A 25,616-nucleotide genomic window follows, 5' to 3' on the forward strand; every position below is an offset into this window, starting at 1 on the left:
GGGGCGGTTGTTGATGGTCCGGAACAAACGGAGGGTGACAGGAATTGCCTCGATTCCCCTTCCCCGTGAATGCGTCGGGGAATCGGCGGCTTGTTGGCCACGGTCCCGCTCGATTACCTTCGCGATCGATCCGGGTGGACCGCCTAATCCTGCCGCCGCCCGGGAACCGCACCCGACCATCGACGCGCGCGGCAGGAGCGGGGGAACCAGGTAAGCCGCCGTACCGGATCCCATCCGGTCGGCTAGGGGTGAAGCCGTACACGTCCTCGACGGATACGGCCGGACATCTCCAGTCCGAACCCGACAGCTCACCTCGCAGGCGACGGAGAGGAATTCGCCATGCCCGGAAAGGGTAAGCACCGCCGTCCGAAGTCCCGTTCCCTGTCCCGCGGAATCGCGGTGGCCGGCACCGGCGGAGCCGCGCTCGCGCTGCCGTTGATCGGAGCCGGCGGCGCCCACGCCACCGGTCCCGCCGCCACGTCGAACACCCCGGCCGCCGCGCCCGTGCGGGCCGAGGCGGCCCCCGTCGCCGCGCCGGCCGAGGCTCCCGCCGCCGCGCCGACCGTCTACACCGTCGTGCCGGGCGACCACCTCTCGAAGATCGCCGCCGAGCGCCACGTCACCGGCGGCTGGGAGCGGCTCTACGCCGACAACCGCGAGGCCGTCGGCTCTGATCCCTCCCTCATCCACCCCGGCCTGAAGCTCACCCTCGACGGCGCGGCCGGCCGGACCCCCGCCCCGCGGGCGTCGACCGCGCCCGCCGCGCCGACCCAGGGCTCCTCCACCGGGACCCAGGCGGGCGACGAGGACTCCTCCGGCGCGGACGCCGCCGACGGGGCGACCCCCGAGGCCGCCCCGGCGCCGAAGCCCGCCCCGGTCAAGAAGACCGTCCCGGCCCCGCGCTCCGTCGGCAAGGCCCCGGCGGCCCCCGCCGCCCCGGCCGCCCCGGCGAAGGCCGGCGCCTTCGTCTCCCCGGTCGCCGGCGGCGTCACCACCCCGTACCGCCTCGGCGGCAGCATGTGGTCCTCCGGCTACCACACCGGCGTCGACTTCACCGCGAGCACCGGCACCACCGTGAAGGCGGTCGGCGCGGGCACCGTCGTTTCCGCAGGCTGGGGCGGCTCGTACGGCAACGAGGTCGTCATCCGGCACGCCGACGGCAAGTACTCCCAGTACGGCCACCTGTCCTCGCTGTCCGTATCCGTCGGCCAGAGCGTCACCGCCGGCCAGCGCATCGGACTCTCCGGCGCCACCGGCAACGTGACCGGCCCGCACCTGCACTTCGAGATCCGCACGGGCCCGTCCTACGGCTCCGACATCGACCCGGTGACCTACCTCCGGTCGAAGGGCGTCAGCCTCTGAGGACAACCGCCGACGGGCGGTGGGGAACGTGGGGCCGGGGCCTGAGGGGGGTCCCGGCCCCATCTGTACTTATTCCTTATCCCCCGGGTGGTATAGATCACGGTCCGTCAACCCCTCATTACGTTGGCGTAGGTTGCTTTCGGGGGTGAAGGATGGGTTCCCGTGGCAGCGACGAAGACGACACTCAAGACCATCGGCTCGTACGCGGCGATCGGGGACAGCTTCACCGAAGGCGTGGGGGACCCGGGACCCGGGGACTCGTATCTCGGCTGGGCGGACCGGCTCGCCGTACTCCTGGCGGATCGGCGTGACGAGCACGACTTCAGGTACGCGAACCTCGCGGTGCGGGGCAAGCTCCTGGACCAGATCGTGGCCGACCAGGTCCCGAGGGCCAAGGCCCTCGCCCCGGACCTCGTCAGCTTCTGTGCGGGCGGCAACGACATCATCCGGCCCGGCACCGACCCCGACGACGTGGCGGAGCGCTTCGAGGCGGCCGTCGCCGACCTCACCGGCGCCGTCGGCCAGGTCATGATCACCACCGGCTTCGACACCCGGGGCGTCCCGGTCCTCAAGCACCTCCGGGGCAAGGTGGCCACGTACAGCGCCCACGTGCGCGCCATCGCCGACCGCTACGACTGCCCCGTCCTCGACCTCTGGTCGCTGAGGTCCGTGCAGGACCGGCGCGCCTGGGACGGCGACCGGCTCCACCTCTCGCCCGAGGGGCACACCCGCGTCGCGCTGCGCGCGGCGCAGGTCCTCGGCTACGAGGTCCCGGCCGACCCGGACCAGCCCTGGCCGCCCACGCCGCCGCGCGGCTCGGTGGACGTCACCCGGGACAACATCCAGTGGGCGCGCGAGCACCTCGTCCCGTGGATCGGCCGCCGGCTGCGCGGGGAGTCCTCCGGCGACCACGTCGAGGCCAAGCGCCCGGACCTGCTGCCGCTGTAGCCGACCCGGGCGGAATCCTCCGGCGTCGGTGCGCGTTGGTCTGGTACGGAGTACGGAGCACGTCCGTACCAGACCGACCCGCACATTCCCCAGGAGGCGCCTTGACCGGCTCCCGACCCCTGCGTCCCCGGCTGCGCGCCCTGCGGCCCGAAGCCTTCGGCGCGGACCCCACCGGGGCGCGACTGGAGCGGATCCTGCGCTCGCCGAACTTCGCCGACGGGGCCTTCGTGAACCCCCTGGGAACCCGGGTCAGGCCCGCCGGGTCGAAGGCCGAGTTCGCGCGGATCTACTTCCACAAGGAACAGCGGGTCCGGCGCAACCCCGGAGCGCCGATCCCCGTCTACCCGACGACCCTCGCCGAACTGGCCAAGCCGCCGGTGAGCGGTCTGCGGCTGACCTGGATGGGCCACTCCAGCGTCCTCGCGGAGATCGACGGCCGTCGCGTCCTGTTCGACCCGGTGTGGGGCGAGCGCTGCTCGCCCTTCCCCTTCGCGGGCCCCAAGCGGCTGCACCCCGTCCCCGTGCCGCTCGCCTCGCTCGGCGAGGTCGACGTCGTCGTCATCTCGCACGACCACTACGACCACCTCGACCTGCCCACGATCAAGGCCCTCGCCGGCACCGACACGGTCTTCGCCGTCCCGCTGGGCGTCGGCGCCCACCTGGAGCGCTGGGGCGTCCCGGCGCACCGCCTGCGGGAACTGGACTGGAACGAGGCCACCGAGGTCGCCGGCCTCACCCTCACCGCGACGCCCGCCCGCCACTTCTGCGGGCGCGGACTGCGCAACCAGCAGTTCACCCTCTGGGCCTCCTGGGTCGTGGCGGGGGAGGAGCACCGGATCTTCCACAGCGGGGACACCGGCTACTTCCCCGGGTTCCGGGAGATCGGCGAGGCCCACGGCCCCTTCGACGCCACGATGATCCAGATCGGCGCCTACTCCGAGTACTGGCCCGACATCCACATGACGCCCGAGGAGGGCATGCGGGCCCACCTCGACCTCCAGGGCGGCGTCGCGCGCGGCACGATGCTGCCGATCCACTGGGGCACCTTCAACCTGGCCCCGCACCCGTGGGACGAGCCCGGGGAGGGCACCGTCGCCGCGGCCGGGGCCGCCGGGGCCGCCGTCGCGCTGCCGATCCCGGGACAGCCCTTCGAGCCCGGGGCGGCCGACGCCCCGGGCGAGGCCTGGTGGCGGCCCTTCGTCGCGGGCGTCACCCCCGCGCCGGAGCCCGTCGCGGGCGCGGCCGGGCGGTCCGTCACGGCCCCGGCGTCCGCCGGCCCGGTCGCCGCGGCCGGACCCGGGGCGGGCCCGGCCGGGCGAGGGGAACCGGAGGCCGTCGGCTCCTAGGGCCGTCACCGGAGCGGGGCGCGCACGCGGTCCGGAGCGGCGTACGCCCCGGACCGGGGAGCGTCGGCCGCCGCGCGCCCGCCCGGCCCGGGCGGGCGCACGTCAGGACGGACGACGGCCCGTCACCGGGAACCCTCCGGGGCGAGGCGTGCCGCCAGCCCGCTCGGGGTGGGGCGGGCGTAGAGGTCCCGCACCGCCACCGAGCCCAGGCCCGCCTTGCGCAACGCGCCCAGGAGCCGTACGGCGAGCAGGGAGTTGCCGCCGTTCTCGAAGAAGTGGTCGTCCGCCCGGGTGTGCGGCCCGACGACGGCGCGCCACACGGAGAGGACCCGCTCCAGGGTCTCGGACGTCGCCGCTCCGGGCCCCGGGGCCGCGCCCTCCTCCCGTACGGCGGCGGTCGGGGAGCGTCGCGGCAGCGCCGCCCGGTCCAGCTTGCCGTTGAGGGTCAACGGCAGCGCGGGGAGCGCGATCAGCTCCGCCGGCACCATGTAGTCGGGCAGCAGGGCCGCGACGCGACGGCGGACGTCCGCCGTGGTCCCCGCCCCGTCGGCGGGCACCAGGTAGGCGACGAGCCGGGCGTGGGCCGGACCGTCCTCCCGGCCCAGGACGATCACGGCGGCGTCCGCGACATCGGGATCGTCCAGCAGCACGGAGCGCACCTCCCCCAGCTCGATGCGGAACCCGCGGATCTTGACCTGGTCGTCCAGGCGCCCGGCGTGATCGAGGGAGCCGTCGAGCCGCAGCCGCCCCAGATCGCCGCTGCGGTACAGCCGGCGGCCGCTCACGGCGTCGACCACGAACCGCTCGGCGGTGAGCTCCGGCCGGTTGAGGTAGCGCCGCGCCACTCCCGCCCCGCCCACCCAGATCTCGCCGAGCGCGCCCGGGGGCAGCGGCCTTCCCCGCGCGTCCCGGACGGAGACGGACCAGCCGGCGAGGGGGCGCCCCACGCGGTGGAGGTGCGTCGTGGGAGCCCAGGGCAGGACGTCGTGGAGGGTGACGTGCACGGTGGTCTCGGTGATCCCGTACATGTTGACCAGACGGCTCTCGCCGACCGGATGGCGCCGGAACCAGCCGCCCAGCATCCGGGGGTCGAAGGCCTCGCCGCCGAGGACGACGAGCCGCGGCGCCGGGCCCGCCTCCCGCGCGTCGTGCTCCAGCAGGGCGGCGAAGGCGGACGGCGTCTGACTCAGTACGGTGACGCCCTCGCGCACCAGCAGGGCGTGGAACTCCTCGGGCGAACGCGTCACGAGGTGGGGTACGACGACGAGCCGGCCCCCCGTCAGCAGGCAGCCCCAGATCTCCCACACCGAGAAGTCGAAGGCCGCCGAGTGGAAGAAGCTCCACACGTCGTCGGGGCCGAGGGCCATCTCCCCGCGCGTGGCCTCCATCAGGGCGAGGACGTTGCCGTGGGGAACGACCACCCCCTTGGGCCGGCCGGTGGTCCCGGAGGTGTAGATGACGTAGGCGGTGTGGTCGGGACCGACGACCGGCAGCTCCACGTCCGGCGCCGCCTGCGCACCCGCCGACAGGGCCGCCGGCGCGAGCACCGGGGTACCGGGCCCGGCGGGGAAGGTCGAGACGGTGCTGATGACGAGGGCGAGCCCGGCGTCCTCGGCGATGTGGCGCAGCCGCTCGTCGGGGGAGTGCGGGTCGAGCGGGACGTAGGCGGCGCCGCTCTTGAGCACGGCCAGCAGGGCCACCACGAGGTCGACGGTGCGCTTCAGGCAGACGCCGACGAGATCGCCGGGGGAAACGCCCCTCCGCACCAGTTCGCGGGCCCAGGCCGAGGCCCGCTCGTCCAGTTCCCGATGGGTCAGCCGTCGCCCGCCGTCGTCCACGGCGATCGCGTCCTGCCGGTCGCGGGCCGCCCGCTCGACGGCGGCGGGGATCCCGAGGGCCTCCGCCGGGCCCGGCCCTGTGTGGTCGCCCCACGCGACGACGGCGCGCGCCTCGGCGTCGGTCAGCAGGGCGAGGTCGGCGACGATCCGCCCGGGCGGCTCCCGGTCCAGGTCGGACGCGAGCCGCCCGACCTGCCGGACGAAGGCCTCGGCGACCGTCGCGTGCACGGCCTCGGGCGAGCGGGTGGAGGTGTCGAGGACGACGCCGTCCCCCTCCCGGACGAAGACCGGCGCCGTCGCGAAGGCGCCGGGCGGGAACGGCAGGTAGGTCAGGCCGGGCCGGCGGTCCGACAGGACCACGCAGACCGCGGGGCCTTCGCCGCCGCCCGTCCCGCCGGCCCCGTCTGCCCTGTCCGTCCCGTCCGCCCTGTCCGTCTCGCCCGGCGCGCGGAGTCGGGCCTCGACCCGGTCGAGCAGCCGCCCGATCGGGAGGTCCTCGTCGACCTCGACCCGGATCACCTTCGCCTCGGGGAAGTCCCCGAAGGTCGCGTCCGACACGACGGCCAGCCGCACCGCGGCGGCGCGCTCGTACCGGCTCAGCGCGAGGGCCGCGGCGGCCACGGCGGCCACCGGCCGCACGGGCCCCTCGGCGGCCGTCCCCGGCGCGCCCGGGACGGGCTCCGGTCCCGGCCCTGTGTCGCCGGCCAGGCCCCACGGGGGCGCGCCGGCCGGACGCCGACCCGCGTCGTGCGCGTCCCGGCCGGCCCCGGCTCCGGCTCCGCCGTCGGTACCGGCCCCGGTCCCGGGTCCGTCGTCGACCCCCGTCAGGAGGTCGAGCAGGTCGTCGGGATCGGCGTCGGCGGCCGTCAGCGTACGGGCGACCGCGCGCAGCCCCTCGGCGGTCAGCCGTCCCCGACGGGCGACGACGCTGAGGTCGGCCGTGCCGTCCGGATGGCGGGTCAGGACCACGCGCGGGCCGGCGGCCCCGGGTCCGAGCGGCCGCAGCGCCTCCCGGTGCCCCCGGGCGGAGGCGGTCGGGGTGAGACCGGCCCGCGTGATCCAGTAGCTGCCGACCTCGTCGAGCCGCGCCGAGGAGGCCGCGCGGGCGATCCGCTCCGCGGCCCGGTCGATGCGGGCCCCGTGGGACAGGCGCAGGACGAGGCCGTGCTCGGCCGCGTCCCCGAGCACGGAGCCGGCGCCCGTACCCGTGTGAGTCGTTTCGGTCATCTCATCTCCACATCGGCCGGGAGGGGCTCATCGGGCGGAGAACCCGCCGTCGACCGTCAACGTCGTTCCGGTCACCTGGCGGGAGTCGTCACAGGCCAGCCAGAGCGCCGCGTTGGCGATCTCCTCGGGTTCGATCAGCGCGTTCATCGGCTGGGCCGTCACGAAGGTCCGCTCGTGTTCGTCGACGTCCACGTCCAGACTGCGGGCGATCTCGGCCAGCATGCGTCCCTCCACGTGGGGGGCGTCGCGCACCGAGCCGGGGCACACGGCGTTGACCCGCACCCGCAGCGGCGCGAAGTCGAGTGCCGCCGCCTTCGTCAGTCCGACCAGCGCGTGCTTGGCCGCCACGTAGGCCGCGAAGTTCCGGTACCCGACGAGGCCCGCCGTCGAGGAAACGTTGACGATGCTGCCGCCGCGCCGGGCGAGCATGCCGGGCGCGACGGCCCGGATCATCCGCCAGGCCCCGGACAGGTCGACGTCCAGCATCAGCTGCCACTCGTCGTCCTCGATCTCGTGGACGGGCCTGCCGGACGGGGCCGCGATGCCGGCGTTGTTGACCAGCACGTCGAGGGTGCCGAACCGGCGCAGCGCCGTGCCGATCGCGTCCCGCACCGAGGAGCTGTCCCGGACGTCCGCGAGCACGGACAGGGTGGCCGCGCCGGCCTTCCGGCACAGCTCGTCGGTCCGCTCCAGCTGGTCCCGGTCGGCGAGCGGGTACGGTACGCCCGCGATGTCCGCGCCGATGTCCAGGAGCACCAGGTCCGCGCCCTCCTCGGCGAAGCGCACGGCGGTCGCCCGGCCGAGCCCGCGGCCCGCCCCGGTGACGACGGCCGTCCTGCCCTCCAGCCTCACCGCGCCTCCCGCCCGGTCGGGGCCCCCGCGCCGGGGTGGAGGTCCGCGGCGATCAGGCGCAGCAGCTCCCCGGGCGCGTCCAGCAGGTACATGTGGCCGCCCGGCAGCTCCGCGTACGTGAACGCGCCGGTGGTCACCTTGCCCCACTCGGCCGCGTCACCCGCGCCGACCAACGCGTCCGCGTCGCCCCGCAGGCAGGTCACGGGCGCCTCGACGGGCGCCTGCGACAGCGGACGGTAGCCCTCGTGCATGGCCACGTCCGCGCGCAGCATCGGCAGCAACAGCTCCCGGAACTCCGCCACCTCCCACACCGGGTGCCGGTAGCCCGCGAAGGTCTCCACGGCGGCGAGGAAGGCGTCGTCGTCGAGGTCGGCCGCGCTCTCGGTGCGACCGTGGAAGGGGCCCGGCGACCCGCTCACGTACACGTGGGCGACCGGGATCTCGGTGCGCTCCTCCAGGGCGCGGGCGAGTTCGAAGGCGAGCACGGCGCCCATGCTGTGCCCGAAGAGGGCCACGCGGCGGTGTCCGGCCGCCGCGGCCTCGGCCGCGGGGAGCAGGGCCCGGACGGCCTCGGCCACCTCCCGCAGGGGTTCCTCGTCGGTGCGCTCCTCACGGCCCGGCAGTTGCAGGGGCGCCAGGAGGACACCGGGCGGGGTCAGGGGGTGCCACTTGGCAAACACGCTCGCGCCGGCGCCCGCGTAGGGCAGGCACAGGAGCGGTACGGGCTCGGGCGTCATCGCGGGCTGTCTCGTTTCGTGCGGGGACGCGCCGCCCCGGACGCGGGTGCGTCCGGGGCGGCACGTTCGGTGTGTGGGGGACGCGTGGGCCACCGCGGGGGCGCGGGACCTCAGGGGCGCAGGACCGCCGGCGGCCAGGCCAGGGGCTCGTCGACGCGGGAGACGAGGGGCAGGTCGCGGATGTCGTCGTGACCGAGCACCCACATCAGGAACCGCTCGAAGCCCATGCCGAACCCGGAGGTGAGCATCGGGGTCTCCTCACGCATGCGGACGTACCACTCGTACTCCTCCTCCTTGACGTTGTGCATCGCCATGGACTTGCGCAGGAGCCCGGGATCGACGTGGCGCTCGCCGGAGCCGACGACCTCGCCCATGCCGAAGAGGAGGTCGGCGCAGCGCGCCCGGTCGCTGTCGTCCGGGGTGAAGGCCTGGTAGAAGGGCACGGCCAGGGTGTCCTGGTCGTGCACCCACACGAACTCGCTGACCCTGGCCATCAGCAGGCGCTCGCCCTTGCGGGTCAGGGTCCGCCAACCGCCCTCGTCGCGGACGCAGCCGTCCTCGTCCGCGAGGATCCGTATCGCCTCGTCCAGGGTGACCCGCTCGAACGGGGCGGTGTGACGGGCCATGCGCTCCAGGTGCGAGACGTCGCCGCGCGCGGTGAGGAGCTGCTCGCCGTGCCGGTCGAGCAGGGCCGCGGAGAGGGCCTTGACGTAGCCGTCGACGTAGCGGATGAGGTCTTCCATCCCGCCGGGGATCTCGGCCTCGCTGTGCGTGAACTGGCTCAGGTGCGTCGCGTCGGGGGTCTCGCCGCGGAAGCTCGGCAGGACGCTGTAGCAGCCGCCGGGCGAGAGGCGGCAGCCGTACTCCAGGGCGAACTGCATCGAGTCGGCCAGGTAGGTGTCGACGCCGCCCACGTCGACCTTGACGGCCTCGGTGTCGCTGCCGAGGGCGGTGGGGCAGGTGACCGTGCGCGTCGTGATCGGGAGCCACAGGTGTTTGAGCCCCTGCGAGCGCGCGTACTCCATGGTCGTCCACTGGAGGGTCTCCTGGAGGTCGGCCACGAGCTGGTACCAGGGCGAGCGCAGGGCCCGGACGAACGCCCCGGGCTCGTTGCTCGCGTAGGTGAGCGGCGGGGTGACGCGCGGGGTGAGCGGGGTGGTCGGCGACATGGGGGGTCCCTTCTTACCGGTGGGCGGGGGAGGTCGGGAGGATGTTCTGGTTGCCGGACAGCACGTTCCGCGGGTCGAAACGGCGCTTGAGCTCCGCCAGGCGCTCGTACCGGGCCGCGCCGTAGACCTCGGCGACCTTGCCGGGCGCCTCGTCCTGGAGGTAGTTGACGTACGCGCCGCCGTGCTGCCACGGCGCGAGCCGTCGCACGCCCAGGCGGCTCCAGTCCGCGTTGGCCGCGTCCCGGTCGGGATCGGTCCACTGCGAGGAGACGGTGACGATGTAGGGGGCGTCCCGGCGGGGGAAGGCGGACTCCTCGTCGGGGACGTCCGCGATGGCGCCGCGCAGGTACTCGAAGTCGACGGACGAGTACGGGGAGACCATGGCGGCGGCGCTCGCGAGCAGCTGCCCGGCGGCGTCACCGGTGAGTTCGGACAGGTAGCAGGACTTGGTGTAGTAGCGGTTCCCGTGGGGTTCGCCGTGGTCCCCCAGCGCCTGGAGCTCGGCGTACTCCAGGAGGCGGACGTCGCTCGCGGCGGCGGACGCGAACAGCGGGTCCGTGTGCTCCGGCCCCCGCGCGGGGTCGCCGAACCAGGCCGCGGTGAGGAACAGGGCCGGCTCGCCGCGCAGTTCCGCGGGGATCCAGTCCTGCGTCCCGGCGTGCTTGAGGGCGCCCACGGCGTGCAGGTCGGGGCCCTGCGCCTCGGCGAACTCCCGGTAGCGGGCGAGCGCTTCGAGCCCCCGGTCGAGGGGGAAGACGCCGGTGTGGAGGTGCACCGGGCCGACCGGGCGCAGCCGCAGCGTGAAGCGGGTGACGATGCCGAGGTTGCCGCCGCCGCCCCGCAGGCCCCACAACAGGTCCGGGTGGTGGTCCTCGTCGGCCACGACCACGCTGCCGTCGGCCAGCACCACCTCGGCGGCGAGGATGTGGTCGCAGGTCAGGCCCCATTTGCGGGCGAGCCATCCGTAGCCGCCGCCGAGGGCGAGGCCGCCGAGGCCCGTGTGCGAGACGACGCCGGCGGGGCAGGCCAGGCCGTGCGGGGTGGTCGCGGCGTCGACGTCGGCGAGGAGGCTGCCGCCCTGGGCGTGGGCGATCCGCCGCTCGGGGTCGACCGTCACCTCCCGCATGAGGGAGAGGTCGATCAGTACGGCGCCGTCCGCGAGGGCGGTCCCCGCGACGTTGTGGCCCCCGCCGCGCACGGTCACCGGCTGCCCGGTCGCCCGGGCGTAGCGCAGCGCGGCGCCGACGTCGGTGGGGGAGGTGCAGCGCAGGATCGTGCTCGGCCGGCGGTCGTGCATGCCGTTCCACACGGCCCGCACCCGGTCGAAGTCGGGGTCGGTCGGTCCCACGACCGGGCCCCGGAAGGAGCGGCGCAGTTCCGTCTCGGCGGAGGGGGAGGTCGGTTCGAGGAGTTCGGTCACGGTCGTGCTCGCCTTCCGGTGGTTCGCGTGCGGTGCCCTCAGGGGCGGGTCAGGTCGGGGGTGAGGATCTCGGCGATCCGGCGCCGGGGTTCGGCGTCCATGGCCTCCTCGTGCCGGCAGTCGAGTGCGTGTCCGGTGACGTCCTTCAGGTACGGGTCCCAGGACAGGGGGCTCGGTCGGGAGGGGCCCAGGCTCCCGGTGGCGTGGAAGTACACGGTCCGGCCGGTGAAGGGGGAGGGCCGGTGCCGGGCCAGCAGCCGGCTCGCGTTGACGCCGACCCGCACCAGCCGGTCCAGGTCCCCGACGGAGGTGCCCCACCGCTCCCCGGCGCTCGCGCGCAGTTCCTCCAGCACCCGCTCGATGTCCTCCTCCGCCCCCGCCGCCGTCCGTCCGGGGTCGGGGGGAAGGGGGGCCAGGGTGGTCAACAGGCCGTACTCGTCCCACTGTTCGGGGGTGGCGTGCGGCGGGTGGGGCCAGCTCTCGCCCGGGAAGGCGTCGATCAGGACCAGCAGGTCGACGCGGTGCCCCTCGCCCTCCAGGCGCGTCGCGAGCGCCTGGGCGATGTTGCCGCCCAGCGACCAGCCGAGCAGCCGGTAGGGGCCCTCCGGCTGCACCCGGCGGATCTCGCCGCACATCGCGTCGAGCATCTCCTCCAGGTCCGCGGGCGCGTCCGCCCCCTCGGCCAGGCCGGGGGCCTGGAGCCCGTACAGCGGCACGGCGGGCGGCAGGTGGGCGGCCAGGCCCGCGTAGCTCCAGGCCAGGCCGGTCGCGGGATGGACGCAGAACAGCGGCCGGGCGCCCGTGACGGAGCGCAGCGGCAGCAGGACCGCGAGGTCCTCGCCGGGGTCGTGCGTCCCGGCCGCGGCGAGGATCCCGGAGACGGTCGGCGCCCGCAGCAGCGAGCGCACCGTGACGTCCAGCCCCATATCCGTCCGCAGGCGGCTGAGCAGGCGCATGGCCAGCATGGAGTGTCCGCCGAGGTCGAAGAAGCCCTCGTCGACGCCGACCCGGGGCAGGTCCAGCAGATCGCGGAAGATGCCGCACAGCAGCTCCTCCCGCGGGGTGCGCGGCGGGAGGCCCCCCTCGTCGACGGCCGTCCCGGGCGCCGGCAGGGCCTTGCGGTCGATCTTGCCGTTCGGTGTCACGGGGAGTTCGTCGACGCACACGAACACCGAAGGCACCATGTACTCCGGCAGCGCCGCGGCGGTGTGGCGCCGCAGCTCCGCCGCCGAGGGCGCCTCGCCCGCCACGGGGACCACGTAGGCGAGCAGGCGGGTGCCGCCGTGCCGGTCCGGCGCCGCGAGCACGAACGCCTGGTGGACGAGGGGGTGCCGCTCCACGACGACCTGCACCTCGCCGGGCTCGATCCGATGCCCGCGGATCTTCACCTGGTGGTCGGCCCGCCCGAGGAACTCCAGCTCCCCGACCGCGTTCCAACGGACGAGGTCGCCCGTGCGGTACATCCGCTCACCGGGCTCGCCGAACGGGTCGGCGACGAAGCGCAGGGCGGTGACGTCGACCCGGCCGGCGTAGCCGCGGGCCAGCCCGGCGCCGCCGACGTACAGCTCGCCGACGGCCCCGGCGGGCACCAGTTGGAGCAGGTCGTCGAGGACGTACGCCCGCGTGTTGCGCAGCAGGCGGCCGATGGGGGCGCGCTCGCGGCGGAAGTCGTCGCCGGCGCGGATCACCGAGATCGACACGTCGTCGGAGCACTCCGCGGGGCCGTAGACGTTGGCCAGCGGGATGTCGGGGTGGCGGGCGAACCAGCGGTCGACCAGGTCGGGGGGCAGCTCCTCGCCGTGCACGAGCATCCAACGCAGGCCGCGCAGGAGGCCGACGTGCCGTGCGTCGAGGTCCCACAGGTCGAGGATCGCCCGCAGCACCTGCGGCACGATCTGAAGGACGGTGATGCCCTCGTCGGCGACGCAGCGGGCGAGCGCCAACGGGTCGCGGATGGTGTCCTCGTCCAGTACGTGGACCCGGCCGCCCACCGCCGCCGCCGTCAGCGCCTGCCAGACGGCGACGTCGAACGTCAGCGGCGCGTTGAAGGCCATCGTGTCGTGCTCGTCGAGGCCGTAGAGCTCGATGACGGCCAGCAGGTGGTTGGACAGGCCCCGGTGGGGCACCAGCACCCCCTTGGGGTGACCGGTGGACCCGGAGGTGAACACGGCGTAGGCGAGGGCGAGCGGGTGCGCGACCCCGCCGTCCCCCGGTGGGGTCCCCGGGCCGACGGCCGGGGAGGGGGCGTCCGCGAGCGGTTCGGCCCGCCGGACCCCCTCGACGCCCTCCAGCAGCAGCGCGGTCCGCTCCTCCAGCCCCGGCTCGGTCAGCACGAAGCGGGCGCCGCTGTCGGTCAGCATCCGCCGGGCCCGGTCGAGGGGCAGGTCGGCGTCGAGCGCGAGGTAGCCGGTGCCGGCCCCGAGCGCGCCGAGCGCGGCCGTGACGAACCAGGTGCCGCGCCGGGCGACGATGGCGGTCAGGTCGTCGGCCCCGGCCCCGGCGGCCCTCAGGCCGCGGGAGAACGCGGCCCCGGCCCCGTCGAGCTCCCGGTAGGTGTGGCGGCCGTCCGCCCCCGACACGGCCACGGCGTCGGGCCGTACGGCCGCCCGCGTCCGTACGGAGGCGGCCAGGTCGAGGTGCCGCTCCGCGACCTCGGGGCCGTTCCACTCCACCAGTTGCCGGTGCCGCTCGGCCTCCGCCAGCACCGGCAGCTCGCGCAACCGCACCGACGGGTCGTCGGCGACCCGTACCAGCACCCGTTCGAGGCGTTCGGCCAGGAGCCGGACGGAGCCCTCGTCGAAGAGGTCCGTCGCGTACTCGAAGGACACGCGCAGCCCGTCCGGGCGCCCGGACCCGGTGCGGCGGTCCTCGAAGTCGAGGGACAGGTCGAACTTCGCGGTCCGCGTGCCCAGGCGCAGCAGTTCGGCCTTCAGCCCGGGCAGCACGAGGGCGTCGCCCGGACCGCCCTCGTGCAGGGCGACCATCACCTGGAACAGCGGGTGGTGGGAGGGGGACCGCTTCGGGTTCAGGGCCTCCACGAGCCGGTCGAAGGGCACGTCCTGGTGGGCGTAGGCGTCGAAGTCGGCGGCCCGCACCCGGGCGAGCAGCTCTGCGAACGTCGGGTTGCCGGAGGTGTCGGTGCGCAGGACGAGCGTGTTGACGAAGTAGCCGACCAGTCCGTAGAGCGCCTCGTCCGACCGGCCCGCCGTGGGGGTGCCGAGCGGGATGTCGGTGCCGGCGCCGCAGCGGGTGAGCAGCGCGGCGACCGCGGCCTGGAGCAGCATGAACAGGCTGCAACCGTGCCGGCGGGCGACGTCGACCAGCCTGCCGTGCAGGGCCGCGTCGAGGGGGTGGTCGTGGACGTCCCCGGCGGCCTCCACGCCGTCGGCGGGCCGCCCGTCGCCGCCCAAGTCGTGCAGGACGCCCCGGTCGGGCAGGACCAGCCGGTCGGGCAGCCCGGACAGCGTCCGGTGCCAGAACCGCAGCTGCCGGCTGACGAGGCTGTCGGGGTCCTCGTCGTCCCCGAGGAGTTCGCGCTGCCACAGCGTGTAGTCGCCGTACTGCACCGGCAGCGGCGCCCAGTCGGGCGCGCCGCCCCCGAGCCGGGCGGTGTACGCCGTGCCCAGGTCCCGCAGCAGCGGCGTCAGGGACCATCCGTCGCAGACGGCGTGGTGCAGGACCAGCGCCAGTACGTGCTCCTCGTCGGCCGACCGGATCAGGCGGGCGCGCGTCAGCAGGTCGCCGTCGAGGTCGAAGGGCTCCTCCACGACGCCGCGCAGCACCTCGTCGAGCGGTTCGCGGTCCGCGACCTGCAGGACCAGGTGCGGGCCGGCCGCGTCGGCGGGCAGGACCCGCTGGTACGGCACTCCCTCGTGCTCGCCGAAGACGGTGCGCAGGCTCTCGTGACGGGTCACCACGTCCCGCAGCGCGGCTTCGAGCGCCGGGACGTCGAGCGGGCCGGTCAGCCGCACCGGCACGGGCACGTTGTAGGTGGAGGTGGGCCCCTCCAGGCGGTGGAGGAACCAGAGCCCCTGTTGGGCGTAGGACAGCGGGAACACGCTCACTCCTTGGGATCCCCGGCCGACGGGCGGAACGGGTGAGGGGGTACGGGCGCCGTCACGAGCGGCGGGCCAGGCGCGGGCGCGCCGGGCCGTCGGAGCCGCCCCGCTCCAGCAGGGCCGCGATGCCGGCGACCGTCGGGGCGTCGAGGACCCGTGCCAGCTCGATCGGCACTCCGGTCACCGAGCGGATGCGGTTCCACAGCCGCATCATCCGCAGGGAATGGCCGCCGAGATCGAAGAAGTCGTCGTCCAGCGAGACCGACTCCACCCCCAGCACCTCGGCGAACGCGGCGGCCACCGTGACCTCCAGCTCCGTGCGGGGGGCGCGCCCGCGGCCGTCCGGGTCGGGGGACGCGGGCAGGGGGATCGCGAGCAGCGCCGCCCGGTCGATCTTGTGGTTGTGGGTCCGCGGCATCACGGCCACCTGCTGGAGCGAGCCGGGCACCATGTAGGCGGGCAGCAGTTCGGCGAGCCGGCCCGTCAGCGCGGCGGTGTCCAGGGGGCTCCCGGCGGTGAAGAAGGCCCGCAGCGAGGCGATGCCGTCGGCCTGCGGACTCAGGACCACGGCGGCCTCGCGGACCTCGGGGAGCAGGCCCAACCGGACCTCGATCTCCGCCGGTTCGACGCGGTAGCCGCGGATCTTGACCTGGTCGTCGGCGCGCCCGAGGTAGTCCAGCAGCCCCTCCTCCGTCCAGGCGGCGCGGTCGCCGGTGCGGTAGAGGCGCCCGTCGATGCCCGGCGCCGTCACGAACGCGGCCCGGTCGAGCTCGGGCCGGTTGAGGTAGCCGCCGCTCAGCCCGTCCCCGCCGACGCAGAGCTCGCCGGGGACGCCGAGGGGCTGGGGATTGAGGTCCCGGTCGAGCACCCACGCCGTGGAATTGGCGATCGGGCGTCCGATGGGGATCCGGCCGGAGCCGGCCTCGGCGACGCGCCGCACCACCGAGAACGTCGTGTTCTCCGTCGGACCGTAGGCGTTGGCGAGGGTGAGGGTCGGGCAGGCTTCCAGGGCCCGCGCCACGTGGCCCGGGGACAGGGCCTCACCACCGACGAGCACGTGACAGCCCGCCAGAGCCGTGGGGTCCTGGTCGACGAGCTGGTTGAACAGGGTCGCCGTCAGGAACATGAGGTTCACCCCGTGCCGTTCGACGGCGGCCCGCAGCTCCACCGCGCTGAGCACGGTGGTGCCGGGGACCAGCACGACGGTGCCGCCGTTGAGGAGCGCGCCCCAGAACTCGAAGGTGGTGGCGTCGAAGGCGAGGGCGCCGGTCTGCAGGATCCGCGAATCGCGGGACAGGTCGACGAAGTCGGTGCCGCGCACCAGCCGGACCACCGCCCGCTGGCCGATCATCACGCCCTTGGGACGACCGGTGGTCCCCGAGGTGTACATCACGTACGCCTCGGCCCGCGGCCCCGAGGGCGGCGGCAGCGGCCGCTCGTCCTCACCCTCCTCGGGCTCCTCCCGGGGCGCGGTGAGGTCCAGCACCGGGACGGCGGCCGTGACCCGGGGGTCGTCGGTCACCAACAGGCAGGCGCCGCTGTCCTCCAGGAGGAAGGCGCGGCGCTCCGCCGGCGTGTCGACGTCGAGGGGGACGTAGGAGGCGCCCAGCCGTACGACCGCCAGCATCAACGCCGGCAGCAGGGGCGTCCTCTCCAGCAGGAACGCCACGCGCCGGCCCGGGGCGACCCCCCGGGCGCGCAGCAGCCCCGCCAGCTCCTCCGCCCGCTCCCGCAGCCGGCGGTAGCTGGTGGTCCCCTCCGCGTGGCTGACGGCCACGCCGTCCGGTCGGGCCTCGGCCTGCTCGGCGAAGAGCTGGTAGAGCCCCGTGTCGCGCGGGTACTCCCGGTCCGTGCGGGACAGCGCGCGCAGCCCCTCCAGCTCGGCGTCCGGGGTGAGGCGCAGCTCGCCGATCGTCGGCTCGCCGTCGGCGCACAGCCGCCCGAGCAGGTGCTCCAGGTGCCCGAGCATCCGCTGGACGAAGAGGGCACCGAACGTGTGCTCGTCGGCGTCCGCGTGCAGGGCGAGCCCGCCCTCCCGGGACCGTTCGTGCGAGAGGACCAGCGCCGCCCGCGTGCCGGCGGGCGCCGGACCGTCGAGGACGCACACGATCTCGGACGCGCCGCCGCGCTCCGGCTCCGGGGCGCGCACCGTCCGCAGCGCGGCGGCGACGAAACCGACGTGGTCGCTCGCCCGCAGCGAGGAGGGCATGGTCGCCACCAGGTCACGGGCCGGGTCGGCGGGCGACCAGGTCGTCCGCCGGATCCCCAGACAGAAGGCGGTGCCGTCGGCGTACTTGCGCGCCAGGACGAGCGCGGCCGCGCAGACGAGCTCCTCGGTCCGGTCGCCGATCAGGCTCGCCAGCTCGGCCGGAAGAATGCGGGTGGACCGCGTCGTGCGGCACGGCCCCGTCATACGGCAGCCGGCGCCGAAAGGAAATCCGGTCGGGGCGTCGGCCTGCCCCGGAAGCTCATTTCCCACGAGTTCTCTTCACCCATTTCGATCGGTCCGCACGGGCTCGTTCCCGTAAGGCGACAACGGCCGCGCCACATGCGTTCACGGGCTGTTCGGATACCGTCGGCAATAGAACGCAGACCGATGCTAAGCAGCCGGACATCCGGCCGGGCGGCAGAACCCCGGGCACAATGGCGGTAGTTCGAACATGCCGGTCTGGTGCGCGGTACGAAGGGGCCGGCAGTGTAGGCCGGGCACAGAGCCCTTCCCCCCACTACCCCAGGCAGGACAGGAAAGTGACACAGACGGCGCCGGCGCGGCGCACCGAAGCGGACCCCCCGGCCTCCCTGTGGCGGAACAGGAACTTCCTGCTGCTGTGGACGGGCCAGGGGATGGGCACCCTGGGCCCGCGGGTCGCCCTCGTGGCCATGCCGCTGCTGGCCCTGGAGGTGCTCGACGCGTCGACGTTCCAGGTCTCGTTGCTGACCCTGCTCGGCTGGCTGCCCTACCTGGTCTTCTCGCTCCCCGCGGGAGTGGTCGCGGACCGCCTCGACCAGCGCAGGACGATGATCGCCTGCGACCTGGGCCGCATGCTGCTCCTGGTGTCGATCCCCGTCGCGAGCATGACGGGATGGCTGAGCCTCACCTACCTCTACGTCGTCGTCGCGACGACCGGCACCCTCACGGTGCTCTTCACGGTCGCCTACCGCAGTCAGCTGCCCAAACTGGTCGGGGCCACCCAGCTGGTGGACGCGAACGGCAAGTTGGGCATGTCGGACGCGCTGGCCGAGATGGGCGGACCGGCGCTCGCCGGCCTGCTCGTCGGCCTGCTCGGCGCCGCGCGCGGCCTCTTCGCGAACGCCGCCACCTACGGCCTGAGCGCCCTCACCCTCGGACTGATCAAGGTCCCGGCCGCGGATCGGCAGGGCGCGGCGGTCGCCCGCCTGCCGTTCCGGACCGCCGTCACCGAGGGGTTCGCGTTCGTGCGGCGCGAAGCGGTCCTGCGCAGCCTGCTGCTGTGCACCACCGTCTCCAACTTCTTCTTCATCGCCGCCTCCTCGGTGCAGGTCACCTTCATGTCGCGCGAGCTGCACGCCTCGCCCGCCGTCATCGGCCTGGTCTTCTCCTGCGCGGCGGTCGGCGGGCTGCTCGCCGGCGCCTTCGCCAACCGACTGTCGAACGCCATCGGTTCGGCACGGATCATGTGGGTCTCCATGCTGGTCCCCGGCCCCCTCTACCTGCTGATGCCCGCCGCGGGCCCCGGCTGGGGCCTCGCCCTCTTCGCCCTCGGCCTCGCGGCGTTCTCGGCGAACTCGACGCTGTTCAACACCGCCTCCCTCTCCTACCGCCAACGCGTCTGCCCGCCCGACCTGCTGAGCCGGGTGAGCTCGGTCTACCTGTGGATCTCCTACGGGGCCGTCCCCCTCGGCTCCCTCCTCGGAGGAACCCTCGGCGCCACGCTCGGCCTCCGCCCCACCCTGTGGCTCTGCGCCCTCGGCCTGTGGAGCGCGGCACTGTTCGTCGTTTTCTCGCCATTGCGCGCGATGCGAGACACCCCCGGAATCCCGACCGAGGTCGAGGAGAAGAAATGAACACGGAAGAAACGGTGGGGGAAAGCGTCGCGGACGCCCTGCTGGCCATCTTCAGGAACAGCCTGGCGATATCCGATGTCACCCTCGACGGAAAGTTCTACGCGCTGGGCGGAGATTCGCTCCTCGCCGTGCGCGTCGTCAACGAGGCGCGGGAAAAGGGAATCAACCTCTCGCTGCGCGATCTGCTCGTCCACCAATCGGTGCGCGCCCTGTTGAACTCCGAGAGCGTCCGGGCGGGCACCGCGAAGAACTCCCCGGAACCGTTGGGGGCGTCCGCCGCCGGCGCGGGGCCGACGCACACCGCCGAGCCGTTCTCCCTGCTGTCCGCGCGGGACCGCGCACGGCTGCCCGATGGACTCCAGGACGCCCTGCCCGCCTCGGCGCTCCAGGCCGGCATGCTCTACCTGTGCGAGGCGGGCGGGGACCGCCACCTCTACCACAGCGTCGAGGGCTGGGAGGTCCGCGCCCCCTTCGACGAGACCCGCTTCCGCGCGGCCGTACGGGACCTGACGCACCGCCACCCCGCCCTGCGGACCTCGTTCGACTTCGGAGACCTGTCCACCCCGGCCCAACTGGTGTGGAACCACGTCGAGCCCGCGCTGCGCGTCGAGCACGCCGACTCCGCCGACGCGGCGCTGCGCCTCCTGGAGGACTGGCGCTCCCTCACCGGGATCGCGCCGCTCGACTGGCGCACCGCACCCCTGGTCCGGTTCCTGGTCGTCACGCTGCCCGGCTCCTTCCACGTGGCCGTCTCCGCCCACCACGTGGTGCTGGACGGTTGGAGCTTCAGCCGGCTCGCGGTCGACCTGACGCGGCTCTACGACACGGGCGCGGACGGGCGCGGCGCCGAGGAGGGGGTGGCGGACGCGAGGACCGCCGAGGAGGCGGCGGCGCGCCAGGAGGCGGGCCGGGAGGCGTGCGAGGAGGCCGCCGTCAACGCCCGCGTCCAGCACGCCTTCGTCGCCGCCGAACAGGCCGCCTCCGCCTCCGCCTCCGCCGAGGCCCACTGGCTCGCCCAGGCGGGCACCGCGGACGCGCTCGTCCCGTACGTGGACCCGGCGCGCGCCGTCGACGCCTCGGCGCGGCTCCTGCTGGACCTGCCCCGGGACCTCGTCGCCTCACTGTCCGGCGTGGCACGGGACCTGGGCACCTCGCGCAAGTCGGTGCTGCTCGCCGCGCACGCGGCGGCGCAGGGAGCCTGGTCCGGCCGCGACCGGGACGTGGTCACCGGACTCGTCTTCAACACCCGCCCGGAGAGCCCGGGTTCGGACCGGGCGACCGGACTCTTCCTCAACACCCTCCCGGTCCGCTTCGAGACCCTCCCGGACAGCTGGAACGACCTGATCCGCCACGCCGACGAGCTGGAGCGCGGCGGCTACGCCCACCGGCACTACCCGCAGGCCCTCCTGACCGAGCGCCTGGGCCGCCCGGCGTTCCCCGTCGTCTTCAACTACATGCACTTCCACGCCTACCGCGACCTCGACCGGCCCTCGGCCACCCCCACGCGCGGGCGATGGCGCAGGGGCAAGCCCAGCTTCCCCCTGCACGTCAACGTCGAGATCACGGACGGCCGCGGTCAGGTGCGCATCGGCTTCGACCCGGACCTCGTCCCCCGTCCCTCGGTCGAGGCGTACGCCCGCACGCTCCACGAGGGCCTCGTCCGGCTCGCGGCCGACCCCGCCGGCCCGACCCGGTGGACCCCGGACCCCACGCACCGTCCGCACACCGGACCCCAGGAAAGCGACGACTGATCATGGCAACCCGCCCCCGGCCGCGTTTCGCCGTCCTCTACGACCTCGGCGCCGTCCCCGCCGGCGAGATCGGCGCGGGCCTCGCCGACCTGGGAGACGTCACGTTCCTGGTACCGGATGGCTCCGACCACGTCGAGCGACTGCGGCCCGTGATGGAGATGCTCGGCGACGTCCACACCCTCTCCGGTGACCCGGCCGATGACGCCCGGCTGATCCGCGCGATCGCCCCCGACGCCGTCCTCACCTTCTGCGACGACCTGCTCCGGCCCGCCGGAGCGCTCGCCGCCGCGGCGGGCGTCCCCGGCCCCTCGGAGCGCACCACCCGGCTGTTCACCGACAAGGGCCTGCAACGACGCGCCCTGCGCGAGGCGGGCGTGGACCGCACCCGGACCGCGGTGATCGACACCCTCGCCGCGTGGGACGCCGCCCTCGACGAGGTCGGACTGCCCGCGATCGTGAAGCCCGTCAGCGGAACCCTCAGCCGGCACACCTTCGCCGTACGCTCCCCCCGGGACCGCGCCGAGGTGCGCGCCCACCTGGAGGGACTGGTCGCGGCGGGGGAGTGGGGGCCGTTCATCGTCGAGGAGTACCTCCGGGGCCTGCCGAGCGAGCCCTTCGGCGACTACGTCTCGGTGGAGAGCGTGTGCACCCCCGAGGGGATCACGCACCTGGTGCTCACCGACAAGACCCCGGTCATGCCGCCGTTCCGGGGGACCGGCCGGATCTGGCCGAGCCACCTGTCCCGGGCACGGCAGCGGGAGGTGCTCGACCTGGTCGGCGCCGCGCTGGAGGCGGTCGGCGCGGACCGGGGCTTCACCCACACCGAGGTCAAGCTCACCGCCGACGGACCCCGCGTCATCGAGATCAACGGCCGCATATCCGGCTACGTCAACATGATGGCCCGGGAGACCTGCGGAGTGGACCTGGTCGAGCTCGGCGCCCGCGTCGCCCTCGGCGAAGAGGTGGAGCGGGCCCCCTTCGACTTCGGCGGCAAGGTGCACTTCCAGTACAACAACCTCGCCCCGCTGCGCCCCTGCCGCCTCGAAGGCGTGGACGGCGCCGAGGAGGTCCGCGCCCTGCCGGGCGTCACCGCGTACCGCGCCTTCGTCCGCCCCGGCACGGACCTGGCGGGCGGCACCTCCACCCGCACCCTGGACGCCCTCTCCGGCGTGGGCGACAGCCACGACGAGGTGCTCGCCACCATCGAGGCGGCGCGCGCGGCCCTCACCTTCGAGCTGCGCTTCGAGGACGGCACGCGCCGGCTGACCGGCCTGGAGCTGCCCGAGCACTGACCGCCGCCGGCGCACCTGCACCCGGCGTACCGGGACCCGCACCGCCGGGGTCCGACGGCGCGCGGCCGTCGGACCCCGGCGTCGGCCCCCGCCCGTCAGACCCCGGCGGCCACGGCGACCCCGAGCGCGACGAGCACCAGCCCGGTGACCAGACGCAGCCGACGCTGGACCACCGGCCGGGTCATCAGGGCGCGGCCACGGCTGACACCCCAGGTGAACAGCAGGTACCAGCAGGCGTTCACCGACGCCCACACCGCGCCCAGCAGCGCGATCGAGGCGAAGACCGACCCGCGCGCGGTGACGAACTGCGGCAGCACCGACACCGCGAAGACACCTGCCTTCGGGTTGCCCAGGTTCGTCGCGAGCCCCGCCCCGAAGGCCCCCCAGCGCCCCGCGCGCCCGTCGGTCCGCCCGGCCGGCGCCGGACCGCCGCGCCCCGCCCGGAGCGTGTTGACCCCGAGGACGACGAGCACCAGGCCGCCGGCGATCCGTACGACGGCGTACAGGTCGGGGTTGGTCAGCAGCAGGGTGGACAGGCCCGCCGCCGCGGACAGGGACCACAGCAGCAGCCCCACCGCGTTGCCGACGATGGTGGCCCGCGCGACGCTCAGGCCGCCCTCCAGCGTCTGCCGCATCATCATGGCCTGACCGGCGCCCGGGAGCATCGCCAGCAGCCAGGTGGTCATGACGAAGAGCGGCAACTGCGTGGGCACTACGGCAGCCCGTCGGCGACGGCGGCCAGGAACACGTCGTTCTCGGCCGGTGTCCCCACCGACACCCGCAGCCAGGACGGGACCCCGCCGTCGCGGACCAGGGCCCCGCGCGCCACGATCTCGCGCCAGGCCCGGCGGGTGTCCCGGAAGCGGCCGAACTGCACGAAGTTCGTCTCGGAGGCGGCCACCTCGTAGCCCGCCGCCCGCAGTTCCCGCACCAGCCGGTCCCGCTCCGCGGTGATGCGGTCGACGTTCCCCAGCCGGGCCGCCGCCCGCTCCAGCAGGGCCAGTGCGATCGCCTGGGTCGGCGCGGACAGGTGGTAGGGCAGCCGCACGAGTTGGACGGCGTCCACGATCGCGGGGGCGCCGACGAGGTAGCCCAGCCGCAGCCCGGCCAGGCCCAACCCCTTCGAGAGGGTGCGCACGACGACCAGCAGCGGCCGTTCCTCGATCAGCGGCAGCGGGGACGGGGTGCGCTGGAACTCGACGTACGCCTCGTCCAGGATCACCAGCGCCGGACCCGCCGACTGGGCCGCGTCGTACAGGGCGGCCACCGTATCGGGGCTCACCGCGGTGCCCGTCGGGTTGTTCGGAGCGGTGATCAGGACGACGTGCGGACGGTGCTCGACGATCGCCGCGCGGGCCGCGTCGGGCGCGATCGTGAAGTCCCGCGCCCTCGGCGCGCCGCACCAGGCGGTGCCCGTGCTGCGGGCGATCTCGCGGTGCACGGCGTAGGAGGGCTCGAAGCCCATGGCCAGGCGGCCGGGGCCGCCGAAGACCTGGAGGAGCTGCTGGACGACCTCGTTCGCGCCGTTGGCCGCCCAGACCCGCCCCGCGTCGAGCGGCGGACCGCCCTCCGCCTCCAGGTGGCGGGCGAGCGCGGCCCGCAGGGCCAGGGCGTCGCGGTCCGGATAGCGGTTCAGGTCGCGCAGCACCGGACGCAGGAGCGCCAGCACCTCGTCGACCAGATCGTCGGGGAGCGGGTACGGGTTCTCGTTCGTGTCGAGCCGGACGGGGACGTCGATCCGCGGCGCGCCGTAGGCGGTCAGCCCCCTCAGCTCCGAGCGGATCGGCAGTTCATCGATGCTGACCATGGGAAGGTCCTTCAGTCGTCGAAGTCCAGGAAGTCCGACACGAGGGGCCCGGCGACGGCCCGGAACTCCTCGAAGTACGCGTGCCGCGCGCCCGGCAGCAGCGCGAGCCGGGCGCGGGGGATCCGGTCCGCCAACAGATGCGCGTTGGCGACGGGGTTGAGCCGGTCGTCGGTGCCGTGCACGACCAGCGTCGGGCAGCCGATCCAAGCCAGCGCGTCCCAGGCGTCGTGCCGGTCGCTCGCCACCAGGTGCCGGTTGCGCGCGAACGCCGGCATCGTGGGATCGCCGAGGGTGCGGTGGGGGCCGGGGTGCTCGGCGAGCCAGGCCGGCGTGTACATCAGGTCGAGGAGCGCCGCCCGCCGGCCGGCCGCGTCCCCGCCCGCCAGCGCCCGGCGCACGCTCGCGTCGCGCTCGACCGCGTGCGGACCGCCCGGAGAGGTGCAGCCGAGGACGAGGGAGCGCACGCGGTGCGGCCGGTCGACCGCCAGCCACTGCGCGACGCGGCCCCCCATCGAGGTGCCGTACACGTCCGTCCGCTCGATCCCCAGGTGGTCGAGGACCGCGCGGACGTCGTCGGCGAGGAGCCGCGTGCTGTAGGGCACGTCCGGCCTGTCGCTGTCCCCGGTGCCGCGGTAGTCGATCGTGAGGGTGGCGCGGACGGCGTGGAAGTCCTCGCGCACGCCGTCCCACCAGTGGTGCGAGTTCGCCTGGCCCGCGAGCAGGACCAGCGGCGAACCGGTCCCCCGGAGCTGGTAGGCGATGCGGGTGCCATCCGCGGCCCGGGCGTACGTCGTGCCCACGTCGCTCCTCTTCGATCGGGGTGTGCGCGGAGGCTACATGCCGGCGACCGGGGCGGCGTCGGATTCCGCCTCGTGCGAGAAGTAGCCGGTGGTCGCCTTGCGGCCGGACCGCAGGTGGGCCCCCTCCTGGATCTCGAAGAGGGAGTTGAACTCGGCGGCGGCGAGCGGCAGTCGCCACGTGCCGCCCTCGCTGCGGGCCGTCTTGGAGACCTTGCCCCGCACCAGCTTGGCCGTGGGCTCGTTGTGCGCGGCGTGCGGGCCGTAGTACAGCGGGAAGGCGTCGCTCGCCCGGTAGGCGGGGATGAACGCGCGGCGGTAGCGGTCCGAGTTGTTCTGCTCGGAGGAGTGGACGACCAGCGGGTGCAGGAAGACGACGCTGCCGGCCTTCCCCTGGCAGTCCACGACGGTGGACTCCGCCACGCCCACGCCGTCGAGGCTCACGATCTTGCCGCCGAAGAACCCGTCCACCTCGTGGCTGAGCAGACCGCTCTTGTGCGAGCCGGCGGCCACCTGGAGGCAGGCGTTCTCCCGGGTCGCGTCGTCGAGGTAGACGAGCGCGGCCACCAGGTCGGTGTTGGAGTGCGGGTAGTAGGCGAAGTCCTGGTGCCATTCGACGGGGCTGCCGACGTGCGGCGCCTTCACGTTGAGCTTCGAGTACTGCAGGATCAGGTCGTCGCCGATGAGGTCGGCGACGGCGTCGAGCAGGCGCGGGTGCTCCGCCAGTTCGGCGAACACCTTGTCACGGCTCGTCGGAGCCCAGATGCGACGGGCCTTCGAGGCGTCACCGGGTTCCGTCTCGGCGACGGAGTTCAGGTCCTGACTGGAAAGCAGGTCGTCGACGACCTGTCGCGCCCGATCGACGAAGTCGCTCTCGAAGAGCCCTTCCACGACCAGGAAACCGTTCTCCCGATAGGCTTCGATCTGGCTCTCGGAGAGGACGTGTCCCATGAATGCACTCTCTTTCC

Annotated in this window: 17 protein-coding genes and 1 riboswitch; of the genes, 6 read left to right on the top strand and 11 right to left on the bottom strand. The window is 74.4% G+C overall.

All coding sequences use genetic code 11. The features are described 5' to 3' along the window. Positions 1 to 170: 170 nt before the first annotated feature. A riboswitch (cyclic di-AMP (ydaO/yuaA leader) is annotated at positions 171 to 335 on the top strand. Positions 336 to 339: 4 nt separating this feature from the next. The 3 genes from AB0D01_RS11405 (at position 340) to AB0D01_RS11415 (ending at position 3,656) form a co-directional block, all read left to right on the top strand. Then, a complete protein-coding gene (locus tag AB0D01_RS11405; RefSeq protein ID WP_363054880.1) occupies positions 340 to 1,362 on the top strand; it encodes a LysM peptidoglycan-binding domain-containing M23 family metallopeptidase in 1,023 nt (340 codons plus the stop codon). Positions 1,363 to 1,524: 162 nt separating this feature from the next. Next, positions 1,525 to 2,310, top strand: coding sequence for an SGNH/GDSL hydrolase family protein (locus AB0D01_RS11410; RefSeq protein WP_363054881.1), 786 nt, complete (start codon positions 1,525 to 1,527; stop codon positions 2,308 to 2,310). 101 nt (positions 2,311 to 2,411) lie between these two features. After that, positions 2,412 to 3,656 (top strand): MBL fold metallo-hydrolase, encoded by a 1,245-nt coding sequence (locus tag AB0D01_RS11415; RefSeq protein WP_363054882.1) that lies wholly within the window; start codon positions 2,412 to 2,414, stop codon positions 3,654 to 3,656. Between the two features lie 122 nt (positions 3,657 to 3,778). Here the strand turns inward: AB0D01_RS11415 and AB0D01_RS11420 are convergent, their stop codons facing one another. From AB0D01_RS11420 to AB0D01_RS11450, 7 genes are all read right to left on the bottom strand, one after another. After that, complete coding sequence (locus AB0D01_RS11420; protein WP_363054883.1) at positions 3,779 to 6,721, bottom strand: amino acid adenylation domain-containing protein; 2,943 nt, start codon at positions 6,719 to 6,721, stop codon at positions 3,779 to 3,781. A 27-nt stretch (positions 6,722 to 6,748) separates the two neighbouring features. Beyond that, positions 6,749 to 7,573: a mycofactocin-coupled SDR family oxidoreductase gene (locus AB0D01_RS11425; protein ID WP_363054884.1), complete on the bottom strand. Its 825-nt coding sequence runs from the start codon at positions 7,571 to 7,573 to the stop codon at positions 6,749 to 6,751. Beyond that, the gene (locus tag AB0D01_RS11430) at positions 7,570 to 8,310 is read right to left on the bottom strand and encodes an alpha/beta fold hydrolase (protein ID WP_363054885.1); all 741 of its coding nucleotides are present in this window, start codon (positions 8,308 to 8,310) and stop codon (positions 7,570 to 7,572) included. The genes AB0D01_RS11425 and AB0D01_RS11430 overlap by 4 nt, the downstream gene beginning before the upstream one ends. Before the next feature lie 110 nt (positions 8,311 to 8,420). Then, positions 8,421 to 9,479, bottom strand: a complete 1,059-nt coding sequence (locus tag AB0D01_RS11435) for an amino acid--tRNA ligase-related protein (RefSeq protein WP_363054886.1) — start codon at positions 9,477 to 9,479, stop codon at positions 8,421 to 8,423. A gap of 13 nt (positions 9,480 to 9,492) precedes the next feature. Continuing rightward, positions 9,493 to 10,899 (bottom strand): FAD-binding oxidoreductase, encoded by a 1,407-nt coding sequence (locus AB0D01_RS11440; protein WP_363054887.1) that lies wholly within the window; start codon positions 10,897 to 10,899, stop codon positions 9,493 to 9,495. Positions 10,900 to 10,937: 38 nt separating this feature from the next. Next, complete coding sequence (locus AB0D01_RS11445; protein ID WP_363054888.1) at positions 10,938 to 14,957, bottom strand: amino acid adenylation domain-containing protein; 4,020 nt, start codon at positions 14,955 to 14,957, stop codon at positions 10,938 to 10,940. A 58-nt stretch (positions 14,958 to 15,015) separates the two neighbouring features. Then, on the bottom strand, positions 15,016 to 17,436 hold the full coding sequence (locus AB0D01_RS11450; RefSeq protein ID WP_363054889.1) for a non-ribosomal peptide synthetase: 2,421 nt from the start codon (positions 17,434 to 17,436) through the stop codon (positions 15,016 to 15,018). Positions 17,437 to 17,705: 269 nt separating this feature from the next. On the opposite strand from AB0D01_RS11450, the gene AB0D01_RS11455 reads away from it, so the two are divergent. From AB0D01_RS11455 to AB0D01_RS11465, 3 genes are read left to right on the top strand one after another with little or no spacing between them, the layout of a single operon-like run. Then, positions 17,706 to 19,001, top strand: coding sequence for an MFS transporter (locus tag AB0D01_RS11455; protein WP_363054890.1), 1,296 nt, complete (start codon positions 17,706 to 17,708; stop codon positions 18,999 to 19,001). Next, a complete protein-coding gene (locus tag AB0D01_RS11460; protein ID WP_363054891.1) occupies positions 18,998 to 20,752 on the top strand; it encodes a condensation domain-containing protein in 1,755 nt (584 codons plus the stop codon). The genes AB0D01_RS11455 and AB0D01_RS11460 overlap by 4 nt, the downstream gene beginning before the upstream one ends. A gap of 2 nt (positions 20,753 to 20,754) precedes the next feature. Then, positions 20,755 to 22,044, top strand: coding sequence for an ATP-grasp domain-containing protein (locus AB0D01_RS11465; RefSeq protein ID WP_363054892.1), 1,290 nt, complete (start codon positions 20,755 to 20,757; stop codon positions 22,042 to 22,044). A 95-nt stretch (positions 22,045 to 22,139) separates the two neighbouring features. Here AB0D01_RS11465 and AB0D01_RS11470 read toward each other — a convergent pair whose 3' ends face one another. From AB0D01_RS11470 to AB0D01_RS11485, 4 genes are read right to left on the bottom strand one after another with little or no spacing between them, the layout of a single operon-like run. Next, positions 22,140 to 22,757 (bottom strand): LysE family translocator, encoded by a 618-nt coding sequence (locus AB0D01_RS11470; RefSeq protein ID WP_363054893.1) that lies wholly within the window; start codon positions 22,755 to 22,757, stop codon positions 22,140 to 22,142. After that, entirely contained in the window at positions 22,757 to 23,851 is a 1,095-nt protein-coding gene (locus AB0D01_RS11475) for a histidinol-phosphate transaminase (RefSeq protein WP_363054894.1), read from the bottom strand. The genes AB0D01_RS11470 and AB0D01_RS11475 overlap by 1 nt, the downstream gene beginning before the upstream one ends. An 11-nt stretch (positions 23,852 to 23,862) precedes the next feature. Next, positions 23,863 to 24,651 carry an alpha/beta fold hydrolase gene (locus AB0D01_RS11480; protein ID WP_363054895.1) on the bottom strand — a complete coding sequence of 263 codons (789 nt, stop codon included), beginning with the start codon at positions 24,649 to 24,651 and terminating at the stop codon, positions 23,863 to 23,865. 33 nt (positions 24,652 to 24,684) lie between these two features. Then, positions 24,685 to 25,599, bottom strand: coding sequence for a phytanoyl-CoA dioxygenase family protein (locus AB0D01_RS11485; RefSeq protein ID WP_363054896.1), 915 nt, complete (start codon positions 25,597 to 25,599; stop codon positions 24,685 to 24,687). Positions 25,600 to 25,616 lie beyond the last annotated feature (17 nt).

Source organism: Streptomyces sp. NPDC048606, from assembly GCF_040650855.1.
GTDB lineage: Bacteria > Actinomycetota > Actinomycetes > Streptomycetales > Streptomycetaceae > Streptomyces.